At 42.3% G+C, this 21,037-nt stretch carries 16 protein-coding genes; 13 read left to right on the forward strand and 3 right to left on the reverse strand.

The features are described from left to right. Nucleotides 1-65 precede the first annotated feature (65 nt). The 3 genes from BMX50_RS10650 to BMX50_RS10660 all read left to right on the forward strand — a co-directional run bounded on the left by BMX50_RS10650 (nucleotide 66) and on the right by BMX50_RS10660 (nucleotide 7,034). A complete protein-coding gene (locus BMX50_RS10650; protein WP_091210508.1) occupies nucleotides 66-3,203 on the forward strand; it encodes an efflux RND transporter permease subunit in 3,138 nt (1,045 codons plus the stop codon). Nucleotides 3,204-3,497: 294 nt separating this feature from the next. Further along, the gene (locus tag BMX50_RS10655; RefSeq protein WP_091210509.1) at nucleotides 3,498-6,545 is read left to right on the forward strand and encodes a GH92 family glycosyl hydrolase; all 3,048 of its coding nucleotides are present in this window, start codon (nucleotides 3,498-3,500) and stop codon (nucleotides 6,543-6,545) included. Between the two features lie 120 nt (nucleotides 6,546-6,665). Then, the gene (locus BMX50_RS10660; RefSeq protein ID WP_091210510.1) at nucleotides 6,666-7,034 is read left to right on the forward strand and encodes a DUF4870 domain-containing protein; all 369 of its coding nucleotides are present in this window, start codon (nucleotides 6,666-6,668) and stop codon (nucleotides 7,032-7,034) included. Between the two features lie 64 nt (nucleotides 7,035-7,098). Here BMX50_RS10660 and BMX50_RS10665 read toward each other — a convergent pair whose 3' ends face one another. Beyond that, nucleotides 7,099-7,977, reverse strand: coding sequence for a polyphosphate kinase 2 family protein (locus BMX50_RS10665; RefSeq protein ID WP_091210511.1), 879 nt, complete (start codon nucleotides 7,975-7,977; stop codon nucleotides 7,099-7,101). A gap of 243 nt (nucleotides 7,978-8,220) precedes the next feature. On the opposite strand from BMX50_RS10665, the gene BMX50_RS10670 reads away from it, so the two are divergent. Next, complete coding sequence (locus BMX50_RS10670; RefSeq protein WP_091210512.1) at nucleotides 8,221-10,548, forward strand: penicillin-binding protein 1A; 2,328 nt, start codon at nucleotides 8,221-8,223, stop codon at nucleotides 10,546-10,548. Nucleotides 10,549-10,660: 112 nt separating this feature from the next. Then, on the forward strand, nucleotides 10,661-13,876 hold the full coding sequence (locus BMX50_RS10675) for a DPP IV N-terminal domain-containing protein (protein WP_091210513.1): 3,216 nt from the start codon (nucleotides 10,661-10,663) through the stop codon (nucleotides 13,874-13,876). 76 nt (nucleotides 13,877-13,952) lie between these two features. On the opposite strand, the gene BMX50_RS10680 is transcribed toward BMX50_RS10675, so the two are convergent. After that, nucleotides 13,953-14,954, reverse strand: a complete 1,002-nt coding sequence (locus tag BMX50_RS10680) for a phosphotransferase enzyme family protein (RefSeq protein ID WP_091210514.1) — start codon at nucleotides 14,952-14,954, stop codon at nucleotides 13,953-13,955. A gap of 91 nt (nucleotides 14,955-15,045) precedes the next feature. Here BMX50_RS10680 and BMX50_RS10685 point away from each other — a divergent pair, with 91 nt between their 5' ends. Then, entirely contained in the window at nucleotides 15,046-15,606 is a 561-nt protein-coding gene (locus BMX50_RS10685; RefSeq protein WP_091210515.1) for a fasciclin domain-containing protein, read from the forward strand. A gap of 122 nt (nucleotides 15,607-15,728) precedes the next feature. Continuing rightward, on the forward strand, nucleotides 15,729-16,208 hold the full coding sequence (gene msrB / locus BMX50_RS10690) for a peptide-methionine (R)-S-oxide reductase MsrB (RefSeq protein WP_091210516.1): 480 nt from the start codon (nucleotides 15,729-15,731) through the stop codon (nucleotides 16,206-16,208). Here msrB and BMX50_RS10695 read toward each other — a convergent pair. Next, nucleotides 16,195-16,551, reverse strand: coding sequence for a GIY-YIG nuclease family protein (locus tag BMX50_RS10695; RefSeq protein ID WP_091210517.1), 357 nt, complete (start codon nucleotides 16,549-16,551; stop codon nucleotides 16,195-16,197). The two genes, msrB and BMX50_RS10695, sit on opposite strands and share 14 nt — an antisense overlap. Nucleotides 16,552-16,637: 86 nt before the next feature. On the opposite strand from BMX50_RS10695, the gene BMX50_RS10700 reads away from it, so the two are divergent. The 6 genes from BMX50_RS10700 to BMX50_RS10725 all read left to right on the forward strand — a co-directional run bounded on the left by BMX50_RS10700 (nucleotide 16,638) and on the right by BMX50_RS10725 (nucleotide 20,959). Further along, complete coding sequence (locus BMX50_RS10700; protein ID WP_091211087.1) at nucleotides 16,638-17,414, forward strand: XRE family transcriptional regulator; 777 nt, start codon at nucleotides 16,638-16,640, stop codon at nucleotides 17,412-17,414. 74 nt (nucleotides 17,415-17,488) lie between these two features. Next, nucleotides 17,489-17,848 (forward strand): hypothetical protein, encoded by a 360-nt coding sequence (locus tag BMX50_RS10705; RefSeq protein ID WP_091210518.1) that lies wholly within the window; start codon nucleotides 17,489-17,491, stop codon nucleotides 17,846-17,848. A 28-nt stretch (nucleotides 17,849-17,876) separates the two neighbouring features. Further along, nucleotides 17,877-19,052: an aminotransferase class I/II-fold pyridoxal phosphate-dependent enzyme gene (locus tag BMX50_RS10710; RefSeq protein WP_091210519.1), complete on the forward strand. Its 1,176-nt coding sequence runs from the start codon at nucleotides 17,877-17,879 to the stop codon at nucleotides 19,050-19,052. Further along, nucleotides 19,042-19,659: a dethiobiotin synthase gene (bioD, locus tag BMX50_RS10715; protein ID WP_091210520.1), complete on the forward strand. Its 618-nt coding sequence runs from the start codon at nucleotides 19,042-19,044 to the stop codon at nucleotides 19,657-19,659. Before BMX50_RS10710 ends, bioD begins: the two co-directional genes overlap by 11 nt. A 49-nt stretch (nucleotides 19,660-19,708) precedes the next feature. Beyond that, entirely contained in the window at nucleotides 19,709-20,599 is an 891-nt protein-coding gene (locus tag BMX50_RS10720; protein WP_091210521.1) for a 3-hydroxybutyryl-CoA dehydrogenase, read from the forward strand. A gap of 69 nt (nucleotides 20,600-20,668) precedes the next feature. Then, entirely contained in the window at nucleotides 20,669-20,959 is a 291-nt protein-coding gene (locus BMX50_RS10725; RefSeq protein ID WP_091210522.1) for a YXWGXW repeat-containing protein, read from the forward strand. Nucleotides 20,960-21,037: the final 78 nt, after the last annotated feature.

The following is a 21,037-nucleotide window of genomic DNA, read 5'->3' on the forward strand; positions in this document are numbered from 1 at the left end:
ACCGGTAAACTGAAAATTGCCAGGCTTAATTTCTGGCAGCCACGTTTTTAAACAGAGATACTACAATGAACAAGTTCATCAAAAATATTATATACTTCTCGCTCAGGCACCGCTACTTTGTGTTTTTCATGACACTGGTACTGGTTGTATTGGGTATCTGGAGCTACTCCAACACCCCCATCGAGACTTTCCCCGACGTAACTAATACGCAGATCATTATCATAGCCCAATGGCCTGGCCGTAGTGCCGAGGAAATGGAAAAAATGGTTACCATACCTATGGAAACCGTTTTAAACTCGGTACAGAAAAAAGCTAATCTACGTACCACATCATCATTCGGTTTATCATATGTCCGCATTATTTTTGATGATGATGTTGATGATGCATTTGCACGCCAACAAGTATTAAGCCGCCTGGGCAATGCCGATTTACCCGATGGTGTTAAACCCGAGGTTGAACCGCCATATGGCCCAACGGGTGAAATTTTCCGTTATACTTTAAAAAGCCATACCAAATCATTACATGACCTTACCGCCATACAGGATTGGGTGCTTGACCGTCAGTTTAAATCAATTCCAGGCGTAGCCGACGTTAACAGCTTTGGCGGTGAAGAAAAAACATATGAAGTAAGCGTAAATCCTTCGTTACTACAAAAATACGGACTAACCTCGCTTGATGTTTACACCGCACTTAACCGCAGTAACATTAACGTAGGCGGCGATATTATCGAAAAAAACGACCAGGCTTATGTAGTGCGTGGTATCGGTTTGATTAATAATATTGACGAGATCCAGAATATCATCATTAAAAACGTTAATAACGTACCTATCCTGGCACGCGATATCGCCGAAATTAAAGAAGGCGGCTTACCACGTTTAGGCCAGGTTGGCCGCGATAAAAACAACGATGTTATTGAAGGCATTGTGGTAATGCGTAAAGGCGAAAACCCTGCCGAAGTATTAAAGTTGATTAACCAAAAGGTTGTTGACCTTAACAAAAGTGTGTTACCAGCGGATGTAAAAATCTCCACTTTTTACGACCGTACCAACCTGATGGATTTTTGTACCGAAACTGTTATCCACAACCTTTGCGAAGGTATTATACTGGTAACTGTTATCGTGTTGCTATTTATGGCCGACTGGCGTACTACGCTTACGGTGGCTATCATTATACCGTTGGCCTTGTTATTTGCCTTTATCTGTTTACGGCTAAAGGGTATGAGTGCCAACCTGCTCTCGATGGGTGCCGTGGATTTTGGTATCATTATAGATGGCGCGGTGGTGATGGTTGAGGGTATTTTTGTGGCACTTGATCACAGGGCCAAGGAAGTAGGCATGCAAAAATTCAACGGGCTGGCTAAACTTGGCTTGTTTAAGAATGTTGGTGCGGAAATGGGTAAAGCCATCTTCTTCTCTAAATTGATTATCCTTACCTGTTTGGTGCCAATTTTCGCTTTCCAAAAAGTAGAAGGCAAAATGTTCTCGCCGCTTGCTTACACTTTAGGTTTTGCCTTATTAGGAGCATTGATCTTCACCCTTACGTTGGTACCTGCCCTATCAAGTATATTGCTTAATAAAAACGTACGGGAAAAACATAATCCGGTAGTATTGTTTTTTGAACATGGCATACGCCGTATGTTTGGATATACGTATCGTAACCAAAAACTAAGCCTGATAGTGGCAGTAGCCTTTATGGCAGTCACCTTCTTCTCGGCTAAGTTTTTAGGATCAGAGTTTTTGCCGCAGCTTAATGAGGGTGCCCTTTGGGTAACGGCACAGTTGCCAATGAGTACCTCGCTGGAAAGCTCGGTTAAGGTAACTGATAAAATGAGGCAGATCCTTTCAACCTACCCTGAGGTTAAACAAACACTATCGCAGGTTGGCCGTACTAACGATGGTACAGACCCTAAAGGTTTCTTTAACGTACAGATACAGGTTGACCTTTTACCGAAAAAGGAATGGAAACGCAACATTACCCAGGAAGAACTCATAGCTGATATGGATAAAAAACTGAGTCAGTTTCCAGGTATTGTATTCAACTATTCACAACCTATTATTGATAACGTGGCTGAGGCGGTTGCCGGTGTACCGGCGTCGATGGCTGTAAAAATATTCGGCCCCGATTTCCAGGTGCTCGATCAAAAAGCTGACTCGGTGATGGCCGTACTTAAAAAGATCCAGGGCGTTGAAGACCTTGGTATCTTGCGCAACCTTGGCCAGCCCGAGTTCCGCATTGAGCTTGACCAACGTAAGATGGCCCTTTATGGTGTATCAACCGCCGATGCTAACTCAGTTATTGAGATGGCTATAGGCGGCAAAGCAGCATCGCAACTTTATGAAGGCGAACGTAAATTTGACATCCGCATCCGTTATCAAAAACAATTCAGGGATACTCAAAGCAAAATCGAGAACCTGATGGTACCAACGTTAAATGGTTCAAAAATTGCTATCAAAGAGATCTCCAAGATCACCACACTAACCGGCCCGGCATTTATTTACCGCGATAACAACATGCGTTATATCGCCGTAAAATTCTCGGTGCGTGGCCGCGACTTAGGTAGTACCATAGCCGAAGCACAGGACAAAGTGGGTGCTGCCGTAAAACTGGATCAGGGCTATTCATTTACCTGGAACGGTGAATTTGAAAACCAGATTAGGGCGTCAAACACTTTGGCACACGTTGTACCTATATGTTTACTGGTGATATTCCTGATCCTGTTCATCACCTTCGGTAATGCCAAAGACGCAGTGTTGGTAATTCTGAACGTACCGTTTGCATTGATAGGTGGTATTTTAGCGCTGCACATTACCGGCACTAACTTCAGTATCTCGGCTGGTATTGGTTTCATAGCTTTGTTTGGTGTTTGTATCCAGAACGGCGTGATCCTGATCTCGGTGTTCAAGAAAAATCTTGAAGAAAAAATGCATCTTGATGAAGCTATTATGCAAGGTGTAATATCACGTGTTCGCCCGGTAGTAATGACCGCGCTGATGGCTGCTATTGGTTTGATGCCTGCAGCTATTTCAACCGGTATTGGTTCAGAAACCCAAAAACCATTGGCTATTGTAGTAATAGGTGGCTTGGTAACTTCAACCATATTAACCTTACTGATATTGCCTATCATCTACGCTATAGTTTACCGTTTAATTCACCGCCGTGAAAACCGTAAACTGTTGAAGAAGGTTGGCATGATAAAAGGATAAGATTGAGCACCAATTAGTTCGAATTAAACCGAATTTCATGAATTGGTTGTTCTAATAAAATTTAACAAGTCGTCATTGCGAGGAACGAAGCAATCCCCTACTTACAGAGCCGCTCTGCATAGTTTGGGATTGCTTCGTTCCTCGCAATGACGTTTTGGGGCTATGCATTCTTCGCACGGTTGCTATTTATTGCGTCCAATCAGGTAATAAATAGTGACCGTTCCTGTTAGTAAATATTCATGGTAATTAGTGTAATTTGTGCACACTCAAATCATATAATTGGTTTTTAATAATATGTCATTCATAAAGCCCGTATTCCGTTCTGCTTTACCGGTCGCCTTGTTGCTTGTTCTGCCGTTTTTATCATCGGCACAAAAGAAAAAAGAAAAGGATAAAGACTATGCCCAACTGGTTGATCCTTTTATCGGTACCGGCGGGCATGGGCACACCTACCCCGGCGCGGTAATGCCCTTTGGCATGGTACAACTGAGCCCGGATACGCGGCTGGAAGGTTGGGATGGCTGCTCGGGCTACCATTATACCGATAGTTTGGTTTATGGCTTTTCGCACACTCACTTGAGCGGCACCGGAGTACCCGATTATTGTGATGTGCTGTTTATGCCAACCACCGGCGATCCTAAATTCAAAAACACTGAATATCGCTCTCACTTCAGTAAAAAAAATGAAAGTGCTACACCCGGCTACTACCATACCTTGCTCGATAAATACAACATTGGCGTTGAGCTAACAGCTACAACCCGTGTGGGGGTTCACCGCTATACTTATCCATCGGCCGATAAGGCCAATATTATCATCGATCTGCAGCATCGTGATGAAGTGCTTGATTCATGGATTGAGGTAGTAAATGATCATGAAGTGCGTGGGTTTCGCATGTCGAAATCATGGGCCGATAAACAGCAGGTATATTTTTATGCCAAATTTTCAAAGCCTTTTAAAACCTACGGTATAGCATTAAATAACGAGGTTCAGAATGGACAAAGCAAAGTTCAGGGCAAAAACATCAAGCTGTTTTTACAGTTTGATAATCCCGGCGAAGTGATCAGTAAAGTAGGGATCTCTTCTGTAAGCACTGAAGGTGCATTGAAAAACCTGGATGCCGAAGTGCCTGATTTCGATTTTAAAAAGATTCAGAAGGATGCTAAAATAGCCTGGAACCATGAACTTAATAAAATTCAGGTTGAGGGTGGCGCTCCTGCACCTTCAACTCAAGCACAAGCGGTAGGTGGTACCGGGCCATACAGCTATGCCCCTCCTGCCAAAAAAGTAGTTCAGCCCGATTATGCTAAAATAAAGCAGACTATATTTTACACCGCGTTATATCACAGCATGATAGCGCCAAACATCTATAGCGATGTCGACGGGCAATACCGCGGCATGGATCAGCAGGTGCATACAGCCCAGGGCTTTGATTATTATACCGTGTTTTCCCTATGGGATACCTACCGGGCCGAGAACCCGTTGCTGACTTTGATATACCGTAAACGTACCCTTGATTTCATCAAAAGCTTTATGGCCATGTATGACCAGGGTGGTTTATTACCGATATGGCCCCTGGCTACTACCGAGACTTTTTGTATGATCGGTAACCATTCTATACCTGTTATTGTAGATGCTTATGCTAAAGGCATCCATGATTTTGATGCCGAGAAAGCCTTTACGGCGATGAAAGCCGCCGTAAACCGAAATCAGTTTGGCCTGGATAATTATCGCAAAAATGGTGCGGTACAATCAGACGTAGAAGATGCCTCTGTATCAAAAACCTTAGAGTACGCTTATGATGATTGGTGTATTGCGCAGATGGCCAAAATGCTTAATAAAACTGACGATTATACACAGTATATTCAGCGTGCCCAATACTGGAAAAACGTTTTCAACAATCAAAATACCTTTATGCAGGCCCGCGCAAACGGAGGCTGGCTGGAACCTTTTGATCCTACGGAAATCAACGGTAATTACACCGAGGGAAACTCGTGGCAATACTCGTTTTTGGTACCACATGATGTAGAAACCCTGATTGATAAAATGGGCGGCAAACAGGCTTTTGAAAGCAAGCTTGATGAACTATTCAGCACACAATCAAAATTAAGTGGTAGCGATATTCCGGATGTTGCCGGTTTGATAGGGCAATATGCGCATGGTAACGAGCCAAGTCATCACATGGCTTACCTGTACAACTTCACCGATTCGCCGGATAAAACGCAGTTTTATGTAAGCCGCATTTTACGCGAGGAATACAGCAACAAACCTGATGGTTTAGCAGGAAATGAGGATTGCGGACAGATGTCGGCCTGGTATGTGATGAGCTCGTTGGGCATTTATAACATCGCTCCCGGCCAGCAGGATTTCCAGATCGGCATACCACAGTTTGATAAGGCAGTGATCAGTCTGGAGAATGGCAAAAAATTCAATATCATCAACCCTGGCGCAGGGATTACCCGGAGCAATATCTACCTGCAGGGCATGAACCTTGATAAAAAAGTATACAGCAAGCTTTTTATGAATTATGATGATATTGTAAAGGGCGGCGATTTTGAAGTATTCACCGGCAGGTTGGCTAACAAGATCTTTACCCAGGACCTGGAAAAACCTGTTTCGAAAATTACAGATAACCTGATTATTCCTAATCCATATATCATTGCGCCGGCCAAGTCATTCAAGCAGCCATTCAGTATCCAGATCAAAGATCAGGATGCCGATGCGAAGATCTATTATACACTTGATGGCTCGGCTCCTACGGCAGCATCAACGCCCTATACGCAGCCTGTTAATATTACAGATAACATCACGATAAAAGCCCTCGCCATAAAAGATGGAAAAAGTAGCTTTGTTGACGAGGCAAGTTTTATCAAACTCCGGAACGATATTAAACTGACCATAATTAACAAATACCTGCCCAACTACCCGGCTAAAGGAGATGAATCATTAATTGACGGACAACATGGAACTACCAACTGGCGCTTAGGGAATTGGCAGGGCTACCAGGGTAAAGATTTTATTGCCGTTGTTGATATGAGCGCGGTTAAGCTTATAAAACAGATCAGCATAAGTACACTGCAGGATAGCCGCGCATGGATCGTGTTCCCTAAATATGTACAGTTCTGGACATCAAACGATGGCAAAACCTATAAACTGGCCACTACCGTTAATACCAAAGTCGATATTAAGGATACCAACGTACAAACACAAGAGTTTACGGCTCCACTAAATACCAATGCCCGTTACATTAAACTGATTGCCAAGCAATACGGCCCTCTCCCGGAATGGCACGAGAACAAAGGCAGTCAATCCTACATTTTTGCGGATGAAATAACCGTGGAGTAATTTGTAGATGTGCGAATTTCAGATGTGCGGATGTGCAAATGAATAAAGCCCGATGTTTAAAAATGAATAAAACTATTTCATTTTTAAACGGTTAGCTTTATACAAAAAACTTTACCACACATGGAAAATTACAAACCTACTACTGACGACGGTAAGACCGCCGGCATCATCAGTTATCTTACGCTCATTGGCTGGCTCATTGCCTATTTTGCTTTGTACACTAACAATAAAACGCCGCTGGCGGCTTACCAGTTAAGGCAAACTTTATTGTTTCACCTGGCTTCAATACTGGTTTCATGGGTTGCCGGTTTTATTATAGGCCTGGCCTTTATTACGTCAGGCGTATTCATCGGCGTATCCATTATCTGGATAATACGTTTAGGCTTTTTTGTTATATGGATCATTGGCTTCATAGGTGCTATTAATGGCGAAAGAAAACCAATGCCACTTATCGGCGAACCGGCACAAAATATGTTTTCGGGGATTTAAACATCTATTTTATGCTCCCCAGACTTACGAAGTTTTAAAAACTTCGTAAGTCTTCACGCTTAGCTTATTGTTTTTCCAGAAGCTGCTTTGCCTCCTGTAGTTTTTCCATTTCCTCTTTAGGTAAAACCGGAAATTCCAGTTTCAACTCTTTCAAAGTATCACGTATTATCGTTGAAATGGCAATACGGGTAAACCATTTTTTATCCGCCGGGATAACATACCAGGGGCAATCATCTGTCGATGTTTCGTTGATAGCTTTTTCATAAGCGCTCATATACTCATCCCAATGTTCCCGCTCCGTTATGTCACTGGCCTGAAATTTCCAATTCTTTGCCGCGTTGTCTATCCGTTTTAAAAAACGCTTTTTTTGCTCCTGCTTGGATACATTCAGGAAAAACTTGATCACAATAGTACCGTTGCTGTGGATGTGCTTTTCAAAATTACGGATGCTTTCGTACCGTTGATCCCAAAACTTCTTGTCAATGTCATTCACATCCTTTATGTAAGGGTTATTCTCCTTCAAAGCCAGTTCGGGATGCACCTTAACTACCAGCACATTTTCATAATGTGATCGGTTATGAATGCCTATCCTCCCTCTTTCGGGCAGGGCTTTATAATGCCGCCATAAAAAGTCGTGATCATAGTCTTCAGAACTTGGTTGTTTAAAACTATATACCTGGCAAGCCTGCGGGTTTAAGCCCGACATGGTGTGCGCTATAGCACTATCCTTTCCGGCCGCGTCCATTGCCTGAAAAATGATAAGCAATGAATAATTGTTTGAGGCATAAAGCTGGGCCTGCAATTTGAAAGTATCACCTATTAATTCGGTTAGCGCAGCGCCGGCATCTTCTTTTTCATAGCCATCACTAAACGCAGGATCATGATCCTTCAGCGAAAATTTCGAATCACTTTTTACTCTAAACTGTTCTGTCAAACTTTTCATATTAATAAATATCTGTATTAAGTATAAAAAACACGATAAAGTTTTATCAACTATATTTAAAACAGACCCGGCAACAAGTGATTTTTAATATCCAAACAGCTTTTGATTTATTTATTGTGTACTTTGCACATCATAAATATGTATCATGCCAGTGTTAACCTAAAATTTACCTGTCTATTTTACGTTGTTTATATTTGTTAAACGGCATTATGATGTAGTGCTATAATTTTTCATCTTTACCCAATGTTCAGACGTATACGCAATCGCTTTTTAAGATACTTCGTCATATTATTATACTTCGTTATTATCTTTTTTTGTTCGATAGAACTTAACTTCCTTGGACTCTTCGGATATTCTCCTGACATGCAGGACATTAAAAGCCCCGTACTTTCAGTAGGCTCAGAAGTTTACACCGCTGACGGCAAACTGATAGGTCAGTATTATAAGGAAAACCGCTCACCCATCGAATTTAAAGAGATCTCCCCTAACCTTGTAAATGCCCTTGTAGCTACCGAGGATGCGCGTTTTTACAGTCACGGAGGTGTAGATTTTTATTCCTTTTTTACCAGCGTGCTTTCAACAGCCAAAGGTGACAAACGGGGAGCAAGTACTATTACGCAACAATTGGCTAAAAACCTTTTCGAAACACGTAAAAAGAAGTCACAAGGGATTATTAAGCATATTCCGGTGTTGCGTACCGTAGTTTATAAGTGCAAAGAGTGGCTTACCGCCTTTAAAATTGAGCACGTTTACAGCAAACAGCAAATTCTAACATTGTATTTCAACACCGTACCGTTCGGCAATAATACGTATGGCATCAAAACGGCATCCTTAAAATATTTTAATAAGCAGCCGGGCACGTTAAACCCTGCCGAGTCGGCATTACTGATAGGTATGCTTAAGGCCACATCGAGCTATAATCCTATCAAAAACCCTCAACGAGCTACCGAAAGGCGCAATACCGTTCTGGGACAGATGGAAAAGTACAAATACCTTAACGCCGATCAATATAAAAGCAATGTAGCATTGCCGCTCGGGCTCGACCTGAGCTATGTTGAAGACGACTCGCATGGCGACTCATACCTGCGCCGCGCGGTTGAAAAATGGCTGGATAAATGGTGTAAAGAGAACGATTATAACCTTTATGAAGATGGGTTAAAGATCTACACCACTATCGACTCAAAAATGCAGCAATATGCAGAAGAGGCTGTTGCCGAAAAAATGAAGATGCTGCAAAAACGCTTCTATAATCTGTGGGGAAACAAAAACCCGTGGCGTGATTCAAAAGGCGTCGAGATCAAAGATTTCATTCTAAAAAACGAGCAAAGGCTACCTATTTACAAGCTACTTGATAAAAAATATAGCGGCGACACGGTAAAGATCCAGGATTACTTTAAAACTAAGAAAAAGATGAAGGTGTTTACCTGGCATGGCGAGCGTGACACTACTTTCTCTACCATCGATTCTATTAAATACTACGCCAAAATCCTGAACACCGGTATGATGACATTAGAACCATCAACCGGTAAAATAAAGGTTTGGATTGGCGGTATCGATCACCGTTTCTTTAACTACGATCACGTAAACCAAAGTCGCAGGCAGGCGGGTTCAACATTCAAACCTTTCGCTTACCTTACAGCGCTTGACAATGGTTATACCCCTTGCGATAAATTCACCGACAAACCCGTATCTATCAAATACAAAGACAACGGCGAAGACAAAGTATGGGAACCTAACAATGCCGATTTCCATTTTTCTTATCGTGAAATGTCATTACGATGGGCTATGGGTAAGTCTGTAAATTCTATTACTGCTCAGCTAACTGAAAAAGTGGGTTGGGATAAAATTGTGGAATATGCTCATCGCTGTGGTATTGAAAGCCCTCTGAAATCAGTACCGTCAGTATCGCTGGGTTCAAATGATGTTTCAGTTTATGAAATGGTTAGGGCATATAGTACTTTCCTCAATAAGGGTGAAAAGCTTGACCCGCTGCTGGTTACCAAAATCACCGACCAACAAGGTAACGTAATAGAGGAATTTAAGCTTAAAACCGAAAAAGTATTAAGCGAAGAAACTGCCTGGCTGATGCTTTACATGTTCCGTGGTGGTATGGAGGAGCCGGGAGGCACTTCACAAGCGCTTTGGGAATACAATGGCCTTTGGAAAAAAGACAACCAGATAGGCGGTAAAACCGGTACTTCATCTGATTATGTAGACGGCTGGTACATGGGCATCACCAAAGACCTGGTAACCGGCGTTTGGGTTGGTGCCGATGATCGTTCAGTACACTTCACCTCTTCCGAAACCGGCGAAGGGTCACACACAGCCCTTCCTATCTTCGGCAGCTTTATGGAAAGAGTTTATGCTGATAAATCGCTTGGGTATACATACGGTCCGTTCCCAAAACCATGGACCAAAATCACCAAAACTTATAACTGCCCATCGCCACATATTGAAGAAGACACAACATCAACAGATAGCTTAAGCAACCCTATTGATACAACGGGCGTAACACCTGTACAGGAAAACAATCCGGAAAATCCTGAGAGCACACCGCCGGGTAATAAATAAAGGATTATCGGCGCTTACTTTCTGTTAATGAAGAGAAAATGAATAAGGTTGTTTTTTAATTAAGAGCAACCTTATTTTGTTAAATTAGCCATATCTATTTATTAAATAATATATGAATAAAGTTTACTCACTTTTCAATAGAGTTAAAAAGCACACCATTATATTATTTTGTTTAGTTGGCTCGCTGTTGATAAGCACCAACGCGCAGGCCCAGTATTTTGGCCAAAACAAAGTAAGGTATAAAAACCTCAAGTTTAACGTTTACAAAACCCCTCACTTTGAGATTTACTACTATCTGAAAAACGATAGCATGGTGAAGCGTTTTGCCCAGGAAAGTGAGCTTTGGTATACCCTGCATCAGCAGGTTTTCAGGGATACGTTTAAACACGCCAATCCGATCATACTATACGCCAACCACCCCGATTTTCAGCAAACAACCGCCATTGATGGTGAAATTAGCGTAGGCACAGGCGGTGTTACCGAAGGCCTTAAAAACCGGGTGGTGATGCCCGTAATGGAAACCAACCAAACTACAAGGCACGTTATCGGGCACGAGTTGGTACACGCCTTTCAGTACCGTTTGTTGATGGGCCATGATTCGTCCGAGTATGAAAATATAAACAACATTCCGCTTTGGATGATTGAGGGTATGGCCGAATACCTTTCCTTAGGCAAAAAGGATACTTATACAGCCATGTGGATGCGTGATGCTTATCTGAACCACGATATCCCAACCGTTCGTGACCTTACCGAAAGCAGCAAATATTTCCCATATCGGTATGGCGAGGCTTTCTGGTCGTTCATAGGCTCAACTTATGGCGATACGGTGATAGTCCCCTTCTTTAAAAACGCGGCCAAGTTCGGTCTGGAATATGGCATCAGAAGAACTTTTGGCTATGACGACCGTACATTATCCCGCCTTTGGAAAAACTCTATCGAGGCTACCTATAAGCCATTTCTAAAAGATACCACTCAAACACCGAAAGGGATCAAACTGGTTGACAGCAAAAATGGAGGCGACCTTGTAGTGGTGCCGTCTGTGAGTCCCGATGGTAAATATGTGGCTTTCCTATCGGCTAAAAGTTTGTTCAGTATTGATCTTTACCTGGCCGATGCCAAAAGCGGGCGTATATTACGCAAGCTTACGAGTAAGGTATCCAATACCCACATTGACGAATTTAACTTCATCGAATCGGCGGGCGCATGGTCGCCGGATGGTAGCAAATTCGCGTTTAGCGTGTTTAGCAAAGGTCGTAACAGGCTTGATGTGGTTGACCTGAAAAGCGGTAATGTCATTGATGATATCTCCATGGAGCAGGTTGGCCAGTTCAGTAATCTGTCATGGTCGCCCAATGGCAAGGATATCGCTTTCCAGGGATTGGTTGAAGGCCAAAGCGATCTGTATTCTTATAACTTCGATACCAAAAAGATCACCCAGCTTACCAACGATAAGTTTTCAGATTACCAGCCCAGCTATTCGCCGGATGGTAAAAAGATTATTTTTTCGAGCGATAGGACAACTTACGACCAAAGCCTTGAGCAGGATATCCCTTTCAACCTCGCCGAACTTGATTTGGCAACAGGAAAAGTAACCGATATCAAAATCTTTAATGGAGCAAACAATCTGAACCCGCAATATTCGGCCGATGGCTGCCAGATCTATTTCCTATCCAACCGCGATGGTTTTCGCAACCTGTACCGGTATACAATTGAGGGCGGCAAAATAGAGCAAATGACCAACCTGTTCACCGGCATTTCGGGTATCACAGAATACTCTCCGGCATTAAGCGTTTCCAATCACGATGATGTGGTTTATTCGTATTACCGCGCACAAAAATATTCCATTTATAACGCTAAAGCATCCGACTTCACACCGGTAGTAGTGCAGCCGGGCGATATCAATTTTGCAGCTGGAACCCTACCGCCCAATCGTTCTGTTGGTGTTGATTTGATTAATTCCAACCTGAACAACTTTTTGGCTTACCGCAAAATCCCAACGGACTCGGTTAAGGCAATTCCGTTTCGCTCAAAATTCAAACTGGATTACCTGGCCGGTAGCGGTATAGGTGTGGGCGTGAGCAACTTTTATGGTACAAGCCTTTCAAGCGGGATTCAGGGCGTATTTAGTGATATATTGGGCCGTAACCAAATCTTTGCCGCTGCTTCGGTAAACGGTCAGATTTATGACTCTGGTGCTGCGGTAACCTATGTAAATCAAACCGGCCGCTGGAACCTTGGTGTGGGCGTTTCACATATCCCCTACCAGTTCGGCTTCAATACATCCACTTACCCGGTGAAAAATGTGGGTGGTAAAAATCAAACAGTTTACTCTGATAACATCGACATCATCCGCAATTTTGAAGACGCAGGCAGGGTGTTTACCTCATACCCTATTTCCAGAACAACCCGCTTTGAAGTTAGCGGAGCAGCCTCGCACAACTATTATCGCGTTGACCGCTACAGCGATTATTACCTGCTTGATACCACCATGGTAAACGGCAAACAACAGGTAGGCATTGGCAACTACATCAATTCCGACAGGAAAAAGATTCCAAATGATGAAGAATCAAAAACCCTTAATCAAAACTACGGTTCAACCTATTTTTATAATTTAAAATCATATTCCATTTTAACGCTTTCGACAGCTTTAATTGGCGATAACTCATTTTTTGGCGTTACAGCACCATTAAATGGTTTCAGGTACAGGCTTGAAGCTGGCTACAACTTTGGTACCTACCGGTTCTTTTCGCCTACTATCGATGTAAGGAAATACGTGCGCACCGCTCCGGTTACCTTTGCGGCCAGGTTTTTTGCTACAGGTAGGTTTGGCGATGATAAAGGGCTTTATCCGCTATTTGTGGGTTATCCTTTTTATATCAGGGGTTACGAGGGCCAAACGTTTTATAATAACGGCAAGGCCACTACCAATGGCTTTACTATTGATCAATTGTCGGGTAGCCGTTTAGCTGTGTTCAATTTCGAGGTTCGTTTACCATTTACAGGGCCCGAAAAATTAGCCGCTATTAAATCCAAATTCCTGTTTACCGATCTTAACTTATTTTTTGATGCAGGCTTAGCCTGGAATTCTGGCGATCATATTTATTTCCAGAAAGACCCGCCGGTAATTGGTCAGCAGGACGTTGTTGATAATACCGGAAATGTAACCACTCAAAACATTTACGGCCGTGTACCGGCCTTGAGCGCGGGTATCTCTTTACGTATCAACGTTTTTGGGGCGTTTATCCTGGAACCTTACCTTGCCGTTCCGTTTAACCGCAGTGATGTTAAAAAACCTTTGTTTGGCTTAGGCTTTACACCGGGTTGGTAATAATACTTACTGTGACGAAAACAGAAAAAGCGGCTGATGGCCGCTTTTTCTGTTTTATATTTATCATCAATGATGGCTACGGCAGTAACACATGCGCCGTTTCCATCCATTTCTTTATCAGCGCCACCCTGTCTTTCATAAACTTAGGCCCCCAGAATAAATTCGACCAGTCATCAAAGTTTTCACACTGAAAGCCAAAATAAAACAGCCAAAAGCCAAAACCTAAATATGGTATAGCGGCAATTTCTTCATTTGATAATGGCCGCACTTTACGGTAACTATCAACAAAAACGCCGAATGCATCACGAGCTTCTTGTTGGTTGATTTTGCCAGAAGTAAACTCTAAAAAGTAATGAATAAAAAAAGAAGTAATATCATAAGCCAATAGCCCTTTGCCCACGAAATCAAAATCAAAGAAAGTTATATCGCCAGCATCATTGAAATGAAAATTTTTAGGCATGAAATCAAAGTGGCAATAGCCGTAGCTAAAACTACCATCAAATTGTTTATATCGCTCAATTACTTCAGCGGCAGTTTTCTTTAAATAGACATAGTCATCTTCCAGCCCCGCAAAGGCAGGCTCAAGTATCTTTAACGGATTAACGATAACAGTTTCTATTGAATATCGCTGACGATGATGGCTAAGTTCAATTGCAGATGTAATATTATGTATGGCCGCCATCTCCCTACCCACAGTTTCGAGCTGCTGATCATTCATGGCATAAACAACACCGCCTTGTGCCCAGGAAAACAAAATGCCATAGCGGATTCCTTCTGCAGCGTTGAAAACCTGTAATACTTCTCCGTCCGTATCAGGAATAGGCCTGGACACTTTGGCTCCCTTTTCAAACAAGATACTCAATAACTCTACTTCGCCTTTGATCTCTTCCAGTTTGCGGTGGGCATCTCTGTAAATTTTAAAAATGTACTTTTCAGTTGCACTTTCTATAACATAGGTATCGCTCACATTACGGATCAATAACCGGCAGGTAGTATTGCTTAAACCATAACTTTCCTGAAGTTTTACATTCAGCGCTTTTGACGATAAGGTTGAGTATTGCGTAGGGAAAATTTCCATAGATGAGCAAAGGTAGTTTATAATCTACAACCCGGCTATCCATTTTAAAACCTATTTATATTTTGTATGTTTAACCTATAACCTGCACACTATGAAAAAGTTACTGCTATTAACATTAATTGCATTTTGTCCGGCGCTATTGCTGGCGCAAACCGAAAACAAAAGCAGTAATACCACAGCAATGCTCCCTGCTAACGATATTGTAAAAAACATATCTATAGCGCCCAATACACATACTTTTTATATTTTCATTCAAAAAACAAGCCTTGTACTCACTTATACCAGCCGGGGGCCAATCACCATATTTGTACCGGTTGATGGCGGATACAGCGACATGCCTACCGGTAAGTTTGACTCTCTTTCAAAACCGGCGCATATTTGGGAACTGACAGATTTAGTTGCCTACCACGCCATTGCCGGACAACTAAAAGCAAGAGACATTCAGAAAAAGATCAGTAAAGGAAAAGGTATGGCAACATTTACCACACTTTCGGGCGGAAAATTGTTCGCTAAGATAGATAGCAATAGTAACATTGTTTTGATTGACAGCAACGGTGGTAAAAGCGTGATTAACCAGTTTGATATAAAACAAAACAATGGTATAGTGCACCTGGTAAGTAAGGTATTGGTACCTAAAAAGAAGCTGATATAAACAGACTGCCAAATGACAATCCCGACATAATATAATTACGTATTTGAGTTATAGCATATGGAAGTTTCCTGCAATTAAAAGGAAGCATCTATAATTAAAATAACATCAAAATATAATGGGTTATGAAAACACTCATCTTAACAGTGATAGCTTTGAGCATCCTGACAGCATTAGGATGCCAAAATACCAACGGACAGAATGCTAAACGTAAACTGAGCAAACCGGCCGATGAATGGAAAAAGACGCTTACATCCAATCAATACCATATTATGGTTGAAAGCGGCACCGAGCCACCATATCAGAACGAGTATTGGAACAACCACGAAAAAGGCGTTTATGTAAGTGCCGCAACCGGCGACACACTATTCACCTCTGATGATAAATTTGATAGCGGTACGGGCTGGCCAAGTTTTGTTAAACCCTTCGACCCGAAAAAAGTAGCAATAATTACTGATAACAGCTACGGCATGAGCCGTGATGAGGTTATCGAAAAAAGTACAGGCTTACACCTTGGCCATGTATTTGACGATGGCCCTGCCGACCGCGGCGGCAAAAGGTATTGCATGAACTCGGGGGCATTAAAATTTATTAAAAAGCCATAACCCTGCGGTTTGCATTTAATGATGGGCGCAGCTGCGGCCTTACACGTAAGCCCTGCTCATATTTTAAGCCAATGGTCAGGTCTATCCAATCGGCATTAACAGATCGGATCATTTTTTCTTTTTGCGGGCGTGTAAAAGTGCTCACCACTTTAAAACGTTCCATAGCCTGCTCTTCGGTATTGATCTCCTCAAAGTAAACCAAACGGTTAAGCTGCTGCGCATTGTCAAAAAACAAAGTTGGCATTTCGCTGTAAAACTGAATGGTTTTCATCAGGTCTGAACATAAGCCTACATGCAGATTTTTACGGTTCCTGTCGGTAATGATATAAACAAAACGTTTCATTTTATGATAAAAAATTTGGTGAACAGATAATTATTACTAACTTTATGAGCATAAAATTACTAATAAATTTAGCAAATCCAAATTTTATGTCAATAATTTCACAAAATATTAAGTTTCTCCGCAAAAAGAAGGGTTTAACGCAGCAGCAATTTGCGGATGAATTAGGTATAAAACGTTCATTAGTAGGCGCATATGAAGAAGACCGGGCCGATCCTAAATATGACTTACTAAAAACATTAGCAACCTATTTTGATGTTACTATTGATGACTTCATCAACGAAACCATAAACGAAAAATGGCAGCCAAAACCCAAAGGCAACCCCGCCAACCTGCGGATCCTGAGCATTTCTGTTGATAAGGATGAAAATGAAAATATAGAAATGGTGCCTGTAAAAGCAAGCGCCGGTTACCTTAACGGTTATGCTGATCCTGAATATGTGGCACAGCTTCCGAAGTTTTATCTGCCTATGTTTAAACAGGGCACCTACCGTGCTTTCGAGATCAAAGGTGACTCCATGCTGCCCCTTGTATCGGGTACTATTATAATAGGTGAATATGTAGAAAACTGGGGCGATGTAAAAAGCGGCGAAACCTACGTAGTAATATCAAAGAATGATGGTGTGGTTTATAAACGCATCGGCAATAAATTTAAAGAGAACAAAAAGCTAAAGCTTATTTCGGATAACCCGGTTTACGAACCTTATGAAATATCGGGCGAAGATGTGCTGGAACTGTGGAAAGCTAAAGGCTATATCTCTACGCAATTGCCATCACCGTCACCTGAGCCTACCATGGAAAGCCTTACAGCAATGATGGCCCAGATGCAACGCTCTATCTCTAATTTACAGCAAGGCAACAATTAAGTTACATCGGCTTTTTTAAACCATTACGATATATCTTTATCATACTGATAAAACGTAAATTAAATTAAAAAGCTATGAAAAAATTATTGTTAATGTGCTGTTTCCTGATTGGAATTTCAGCAGCCAGCCACGCACAAGGCGGCATGAGGAAAAGCCCTGAAGAAAGAGCTAAAGACTTGCAAACCCAGCTTAAATTGACAGATGACCAAACAACCAAGATCACTGCAGTTTACAAAGAGCAGGCTACCAAAATGGACAGCGTACGTACTGCTGCCAATGGCGACAGGGATGCTATGCGCTCTGCAATGCGCCCAATGATGGAAGCAACCAACACCAAGATCAAAGCTATTTTAACAGCTGATCAGGCTGCAGCTTACGACAAAGCAATGAAAGAAAGAATGGACCGTATGCGCCAGGGCGGCGGTGGCCAGTAAAACATTATCACATAGAAAAAAGCGGCCAATGGTCGCTTTTTTTATTTTTGCACAAAACGAAGCATACTTGAAAGCAGTCGACGATTTTTTAAAACGCAAATTACAGGAGCGACAAGAAGCGGGCATATACCGTGAACTGAAACCCGAAAACGATAAGATTGATTTTTGCTCCAATGACTACCTCGGTTTTGCCCATTCTGCTGTTTTAAAGCAAAGCATTGCCCATGAAGTAAACAGTCATCCGCTTAGTCTTAACGGCTCTGCCGGATCAAGATTACTGTCGGGAAACATCCAATATGCCGAAGATCTGGAGCAGCAAATAGCCACCTATCACCAAAGCGAAGCTGGCTTGCTTTTTAACTCGGGTTATGATGCTAATCTGGGGTTGCTTTCGTCCCTTGCCCAACGTGGCGATACTATAATTTTAGATGAGCTGGTGCATGCATCTATCATCGACGGGGCAAGATTGAGCTATGCTAACCGCTACAGTTTCAAACACAGCGATTTAGAGAGTTTGGAAGCCAAGTTAAAAATAGCGAAAGGCAATTGTTATGTAGTTATTGAAAGTGTGTATTCCATGGATGGAGATACCCCTCCCCTTTTTGAGATCCTAAACCTTACAGAAAAATATAACGCCGCCCTCATTATTGATGAGGCACACGCCGTTGGGCTTTATCCTAAAGGGTTAGTTTGTGAACTCGATTTACAACAAAGAGTTTTTGCCCGTGTAATAACATTTGGCAAGGCACTGGGTGGTCACGGGTCAATTGTGCTTGGCAGTAGCGATCTGCGGAATTACCTGATCAATTTTGCGCGATCTTTTATCTATACGACCGCGGCCTCTTTCCATCAGCTGGCGGCTATCAAAATGGCCTATCAGCTGTTAGAAAACTCCAGCGAAGCTATCATCAGCCTGAAAAACAATATTGAACTATTTAAACAGGAAGTAAACACAGGCGAAAATTTTACGCTGCTAAACAGCGACAGCCCGATCCAATGCATGATACTTGGGAGCAATGAAATGGCGCGGGAAGCAGCTAAGCAATTACAAATGAATAACCTGGATGTAAGACCTATCCTAAGCCCAACAGTAGCACAAGGCACCGAGCGAATCAGGATTTGCCTGCATAGTTTTAATACCGAAAATGAGTTAACTTTACTGGCTGCAACGCTTAACAAATTTATACTATTACATGCCCGATAAGCAACCGATATTTATTTCCGGCATTGATACCGGAATAGGCAAAACACTGGTTTCGGCTATTTTAACCGAAAAATTAAACGCTGATTACTGGAAACCCATACAATCCGGCGACCTTGATAAAAGTGATACGCTGAAAGTTAAAAGTCTCATTTCAAATAAAGTCACGCAATTCTTTCCGGAGGCTTACGCATTAACACAACCTTTTTCGCCCCATAAATCGGCTGCTCTCGATAAAGTAACCATCGATCTGGAAAATATCGTTTTGCCAAAAACAGATAACCAGTTGATCATTGAAGGAGCCGGTGGTTTAATGGTGCCGCTAAACGATAACTTCCTGATCATCGACCTCATTAAACAACTTAATGCCAGGGTAATACTGGTAAGCAAGCACTATTTGGGTAGCATCAACCATACCCTGCTTTCCCTACATGCATTAAAAAAATATGGTATCCCGGTTATGGGTATTGTTTTTAATGGTGATAAGGATATCTATTCAAAAAGCTACATCCTCGATTATTCAGAAGTGGCCGATCTTGGACAAATCCCTGAATTTACAACTATCAACAAAAAAACTGTTAAAGAGGCCGGTAAGTTTATTACCTTGTAATACCGGCTTTATACAAACCGATGTTTTGCCGGTTTCGTAAACAAATACTATGAAAAACATTACTGTAATTGGCTCCGGCACTATGGGCAACGGCATTGCCCATACCTTTGCCCAGCATGGCTTCAACGTATCACTGGTTGATATCAGCGATGATGCCCTGAGCAGGGCCTTACAAACCATCAGCAACAATCTTGACAGACAGGTAAAAAAAGGCACTATCACAGAAGAGGCGAAAACAGAAACATTAAGCCGCATCCAGGTGTTTACTGATTTGGCAGAAGGCGCTCAAAATGCCGACCTGGTAATTGAAGCCGCTACCGAAAACCACGAGATAAAACTTAAACTGTTTAAACAGCTCAGTGAAATTTGCAGCGATAAGGTGATCCTTGCATCTAATACATCTTCTATCTCCATCACCAAAATTGCCTCGGTCACCAAAAAGCCAGGCAATGTAATAGGCATGCATTTCATGAACCCGGTACCGGTAATGAAGCTTGTTGAGGTGATCAGGGGTTATGCTACTACCGATGCCGTTACCGAAACTATTATGGAGCTTTCGCGCACTTTGGGCAAAGATCCTGTTGAGGTGAACGACTATCCCGGCTTTGTAGCCAATCGCATTTTGATGCCGATGATAAATGAGGCTATTTACACTTTATATGAAGGTGTTGCAGGCGTGCAGGAAATTGATACGGTAATGAAGCTTGGCATGGCCCACCCGATGGGTCCGCTGCAACTGGCCGATTTTATTGGTCTGGATGTTTGCCTTGCTATTTTGAAGGTATTGCACGATGGCTTTGGGAACCCTAAATATGCTCCATGCCCGCTATTGGTAAATATGGTTACAGCAGGCCACTTAGGGACCAAAACCGGCAGCGGATTTTATAAATATACCCCAGGCAGCAAAGAGCTGGTAGTTGCCGATAAATTCAACACCTAAAAGCGGTTAAACTTTCGATGTTGGAAGTTGTCAATAGTAATATACTGAACAACTAAAATACATCTGAAAATGAAAACCATTGCTAAATTAGGAATAGTACTTGCCTTAACAGGCTCATTGTTTGCATCATGCTCAAGCCAGGCTTATGTAACCGAACAACCGGTAGAACCGGTTTATGTTCGCCCGGTAGCTCCTTACCCTAACGCGGTTTGGGTACCCGGTGAATGGGTTTGGCGCGGTAACCACTATGTATACCGTCAGGGCTTTTATGCGCGACCACGATATAATCACGTATACGTACAAGGCCACTGGCAACCAACCAATCGTGGGTACGTTTGGGTAAGGGGATATTGGAGATAAAAGCCAGTTGGCAGTTTTCAATTTGCAGTTAGCAGTATAAAATGCTAACTGCAAATGAACTATCAGTACCCTGCAAAC

Source organism: Mucilaginibacter gossypiicola, from assembly GCF_900110105.1.
GTDB lineage: Bacteria > Bacteroidota > Bacteroidia > Sphingobacteriales > Sphingobacteriaceae > Mucilaginibacter > Mucilaginibacter gossypiicola.

Excerpts from the sequence above, each read along its gene's own strand:
- BMX50_RS10720 (WP_091210521.1), top strand. The coding sequence starts at position 19,709 with ATGAAAAACATTACTGTAATTGGCTCCGGCACTATGGGCAACGGCATT.
- BMX50_RS10675 (WP_091210513.1), top strand. The coding sequence starts at position 10,661 with ATGAATAAAGTTTACTCACTTTTCAATAGAGTTAAAAAGCACACCATT.
- BMX50_RS10650 (WP_091210508.1), top strand. The coding sequence starts at position 66 with ATGAACAAGTTCATCAAAAATATTATATACTTCTCGCTCAGGCACCGC.
- BMX50_RS10655 (WP_091210509.1), top strand. The coding sequence starts at position 3,498 with ATGTCATTCATAAAGCCCGTATTCCGTTCTGCTTTACCGGTCGCCTTG.
- BMX50_RS10710 (WP_091210519.1), top strand. The coding sequence starts at position 17,877 with ATGGTCGCTTTTTTTATTTTTGCACAAAACGAAGCATACTTGAAAGCA.
- BMX50_RS10695 (WP_091210517.1), bottom strand. The coding sequence starts at position 16,551 with ATGAAACGTTTTGTTTATATCATTACCGACAGGAACCGTAAAAATCTG.
- BMX50_RS10725 (WP_091210522.1), top strand. The coding sequence starts at position 20,669 with ATGAAAACCATTGCTAAATTAGGAATAGTACTTGCCTTAACAGGCTCA.
- BMX50_RS10660 (WP_091210510.1), top strand. The coding sequence starts at position 6,666 with ATGGAAAATTACAAACCTACTACTGACGACGGTAAGACCGCCGGCATC.
- BMX50_RS10670 (WP_091210512.1), top strand. The coding sequence starts at position 8,221 with ATGTTCAGACGTATACGCAATCGCTTTTTAAGATACTTCGTCATATTA.
- BMX50_RS10685 (WP_091210515.1), top strand. The coding sequence starts at position 15,046 with ATGAAAAAGTTACTGCTATTAACATTAATTGCATTTTGTCCGGCGCTA.
- BMX50_RS10665 (WP_091210511.1), bottom strand. The coding sequence starts at position 7,977 with ATGAAAAGTTTGACAGAACAGTTTAGAGTAAAAAGTGATTCGAAATTT.
- bioD (WP_091210520.1), top strand. The coding sequence starts at position 19,042 with ATGCCCGATAAGCAACCGATATTTATTTCCGGCATTGATACCGGAATA.
- BMX50_RS10680 (WP_091210514.1), bottom strand. The coding sequence starts at position 14,954 with ATGGAAATTTTCCCTACGCAATACTCAACCTTATCGTCAAAAGCGCTG.
- BMX50_RS10700 (WP_091211087.1), top strand. The coding sequence starts at position 16,638 with ATGTCAATAATTTCACAAAATATTAAGTTTCTCCGCAAAAAGAAGGGT.
- BMX50_RS10705 (WP_091210518.1), top strand. The coding sequence starts at position 17,489 with ATGAAAAAATTATTGTTAATGTGCTGTTTCCTGATTGGAATTTCAGCA.
- msrB (WP_091210516.1), top strand. The coding sequence starts at position 15,729 with ATGAAAACACTCATCTTAACAGTGATAGCTTTGAGCATCCTGACAGCA.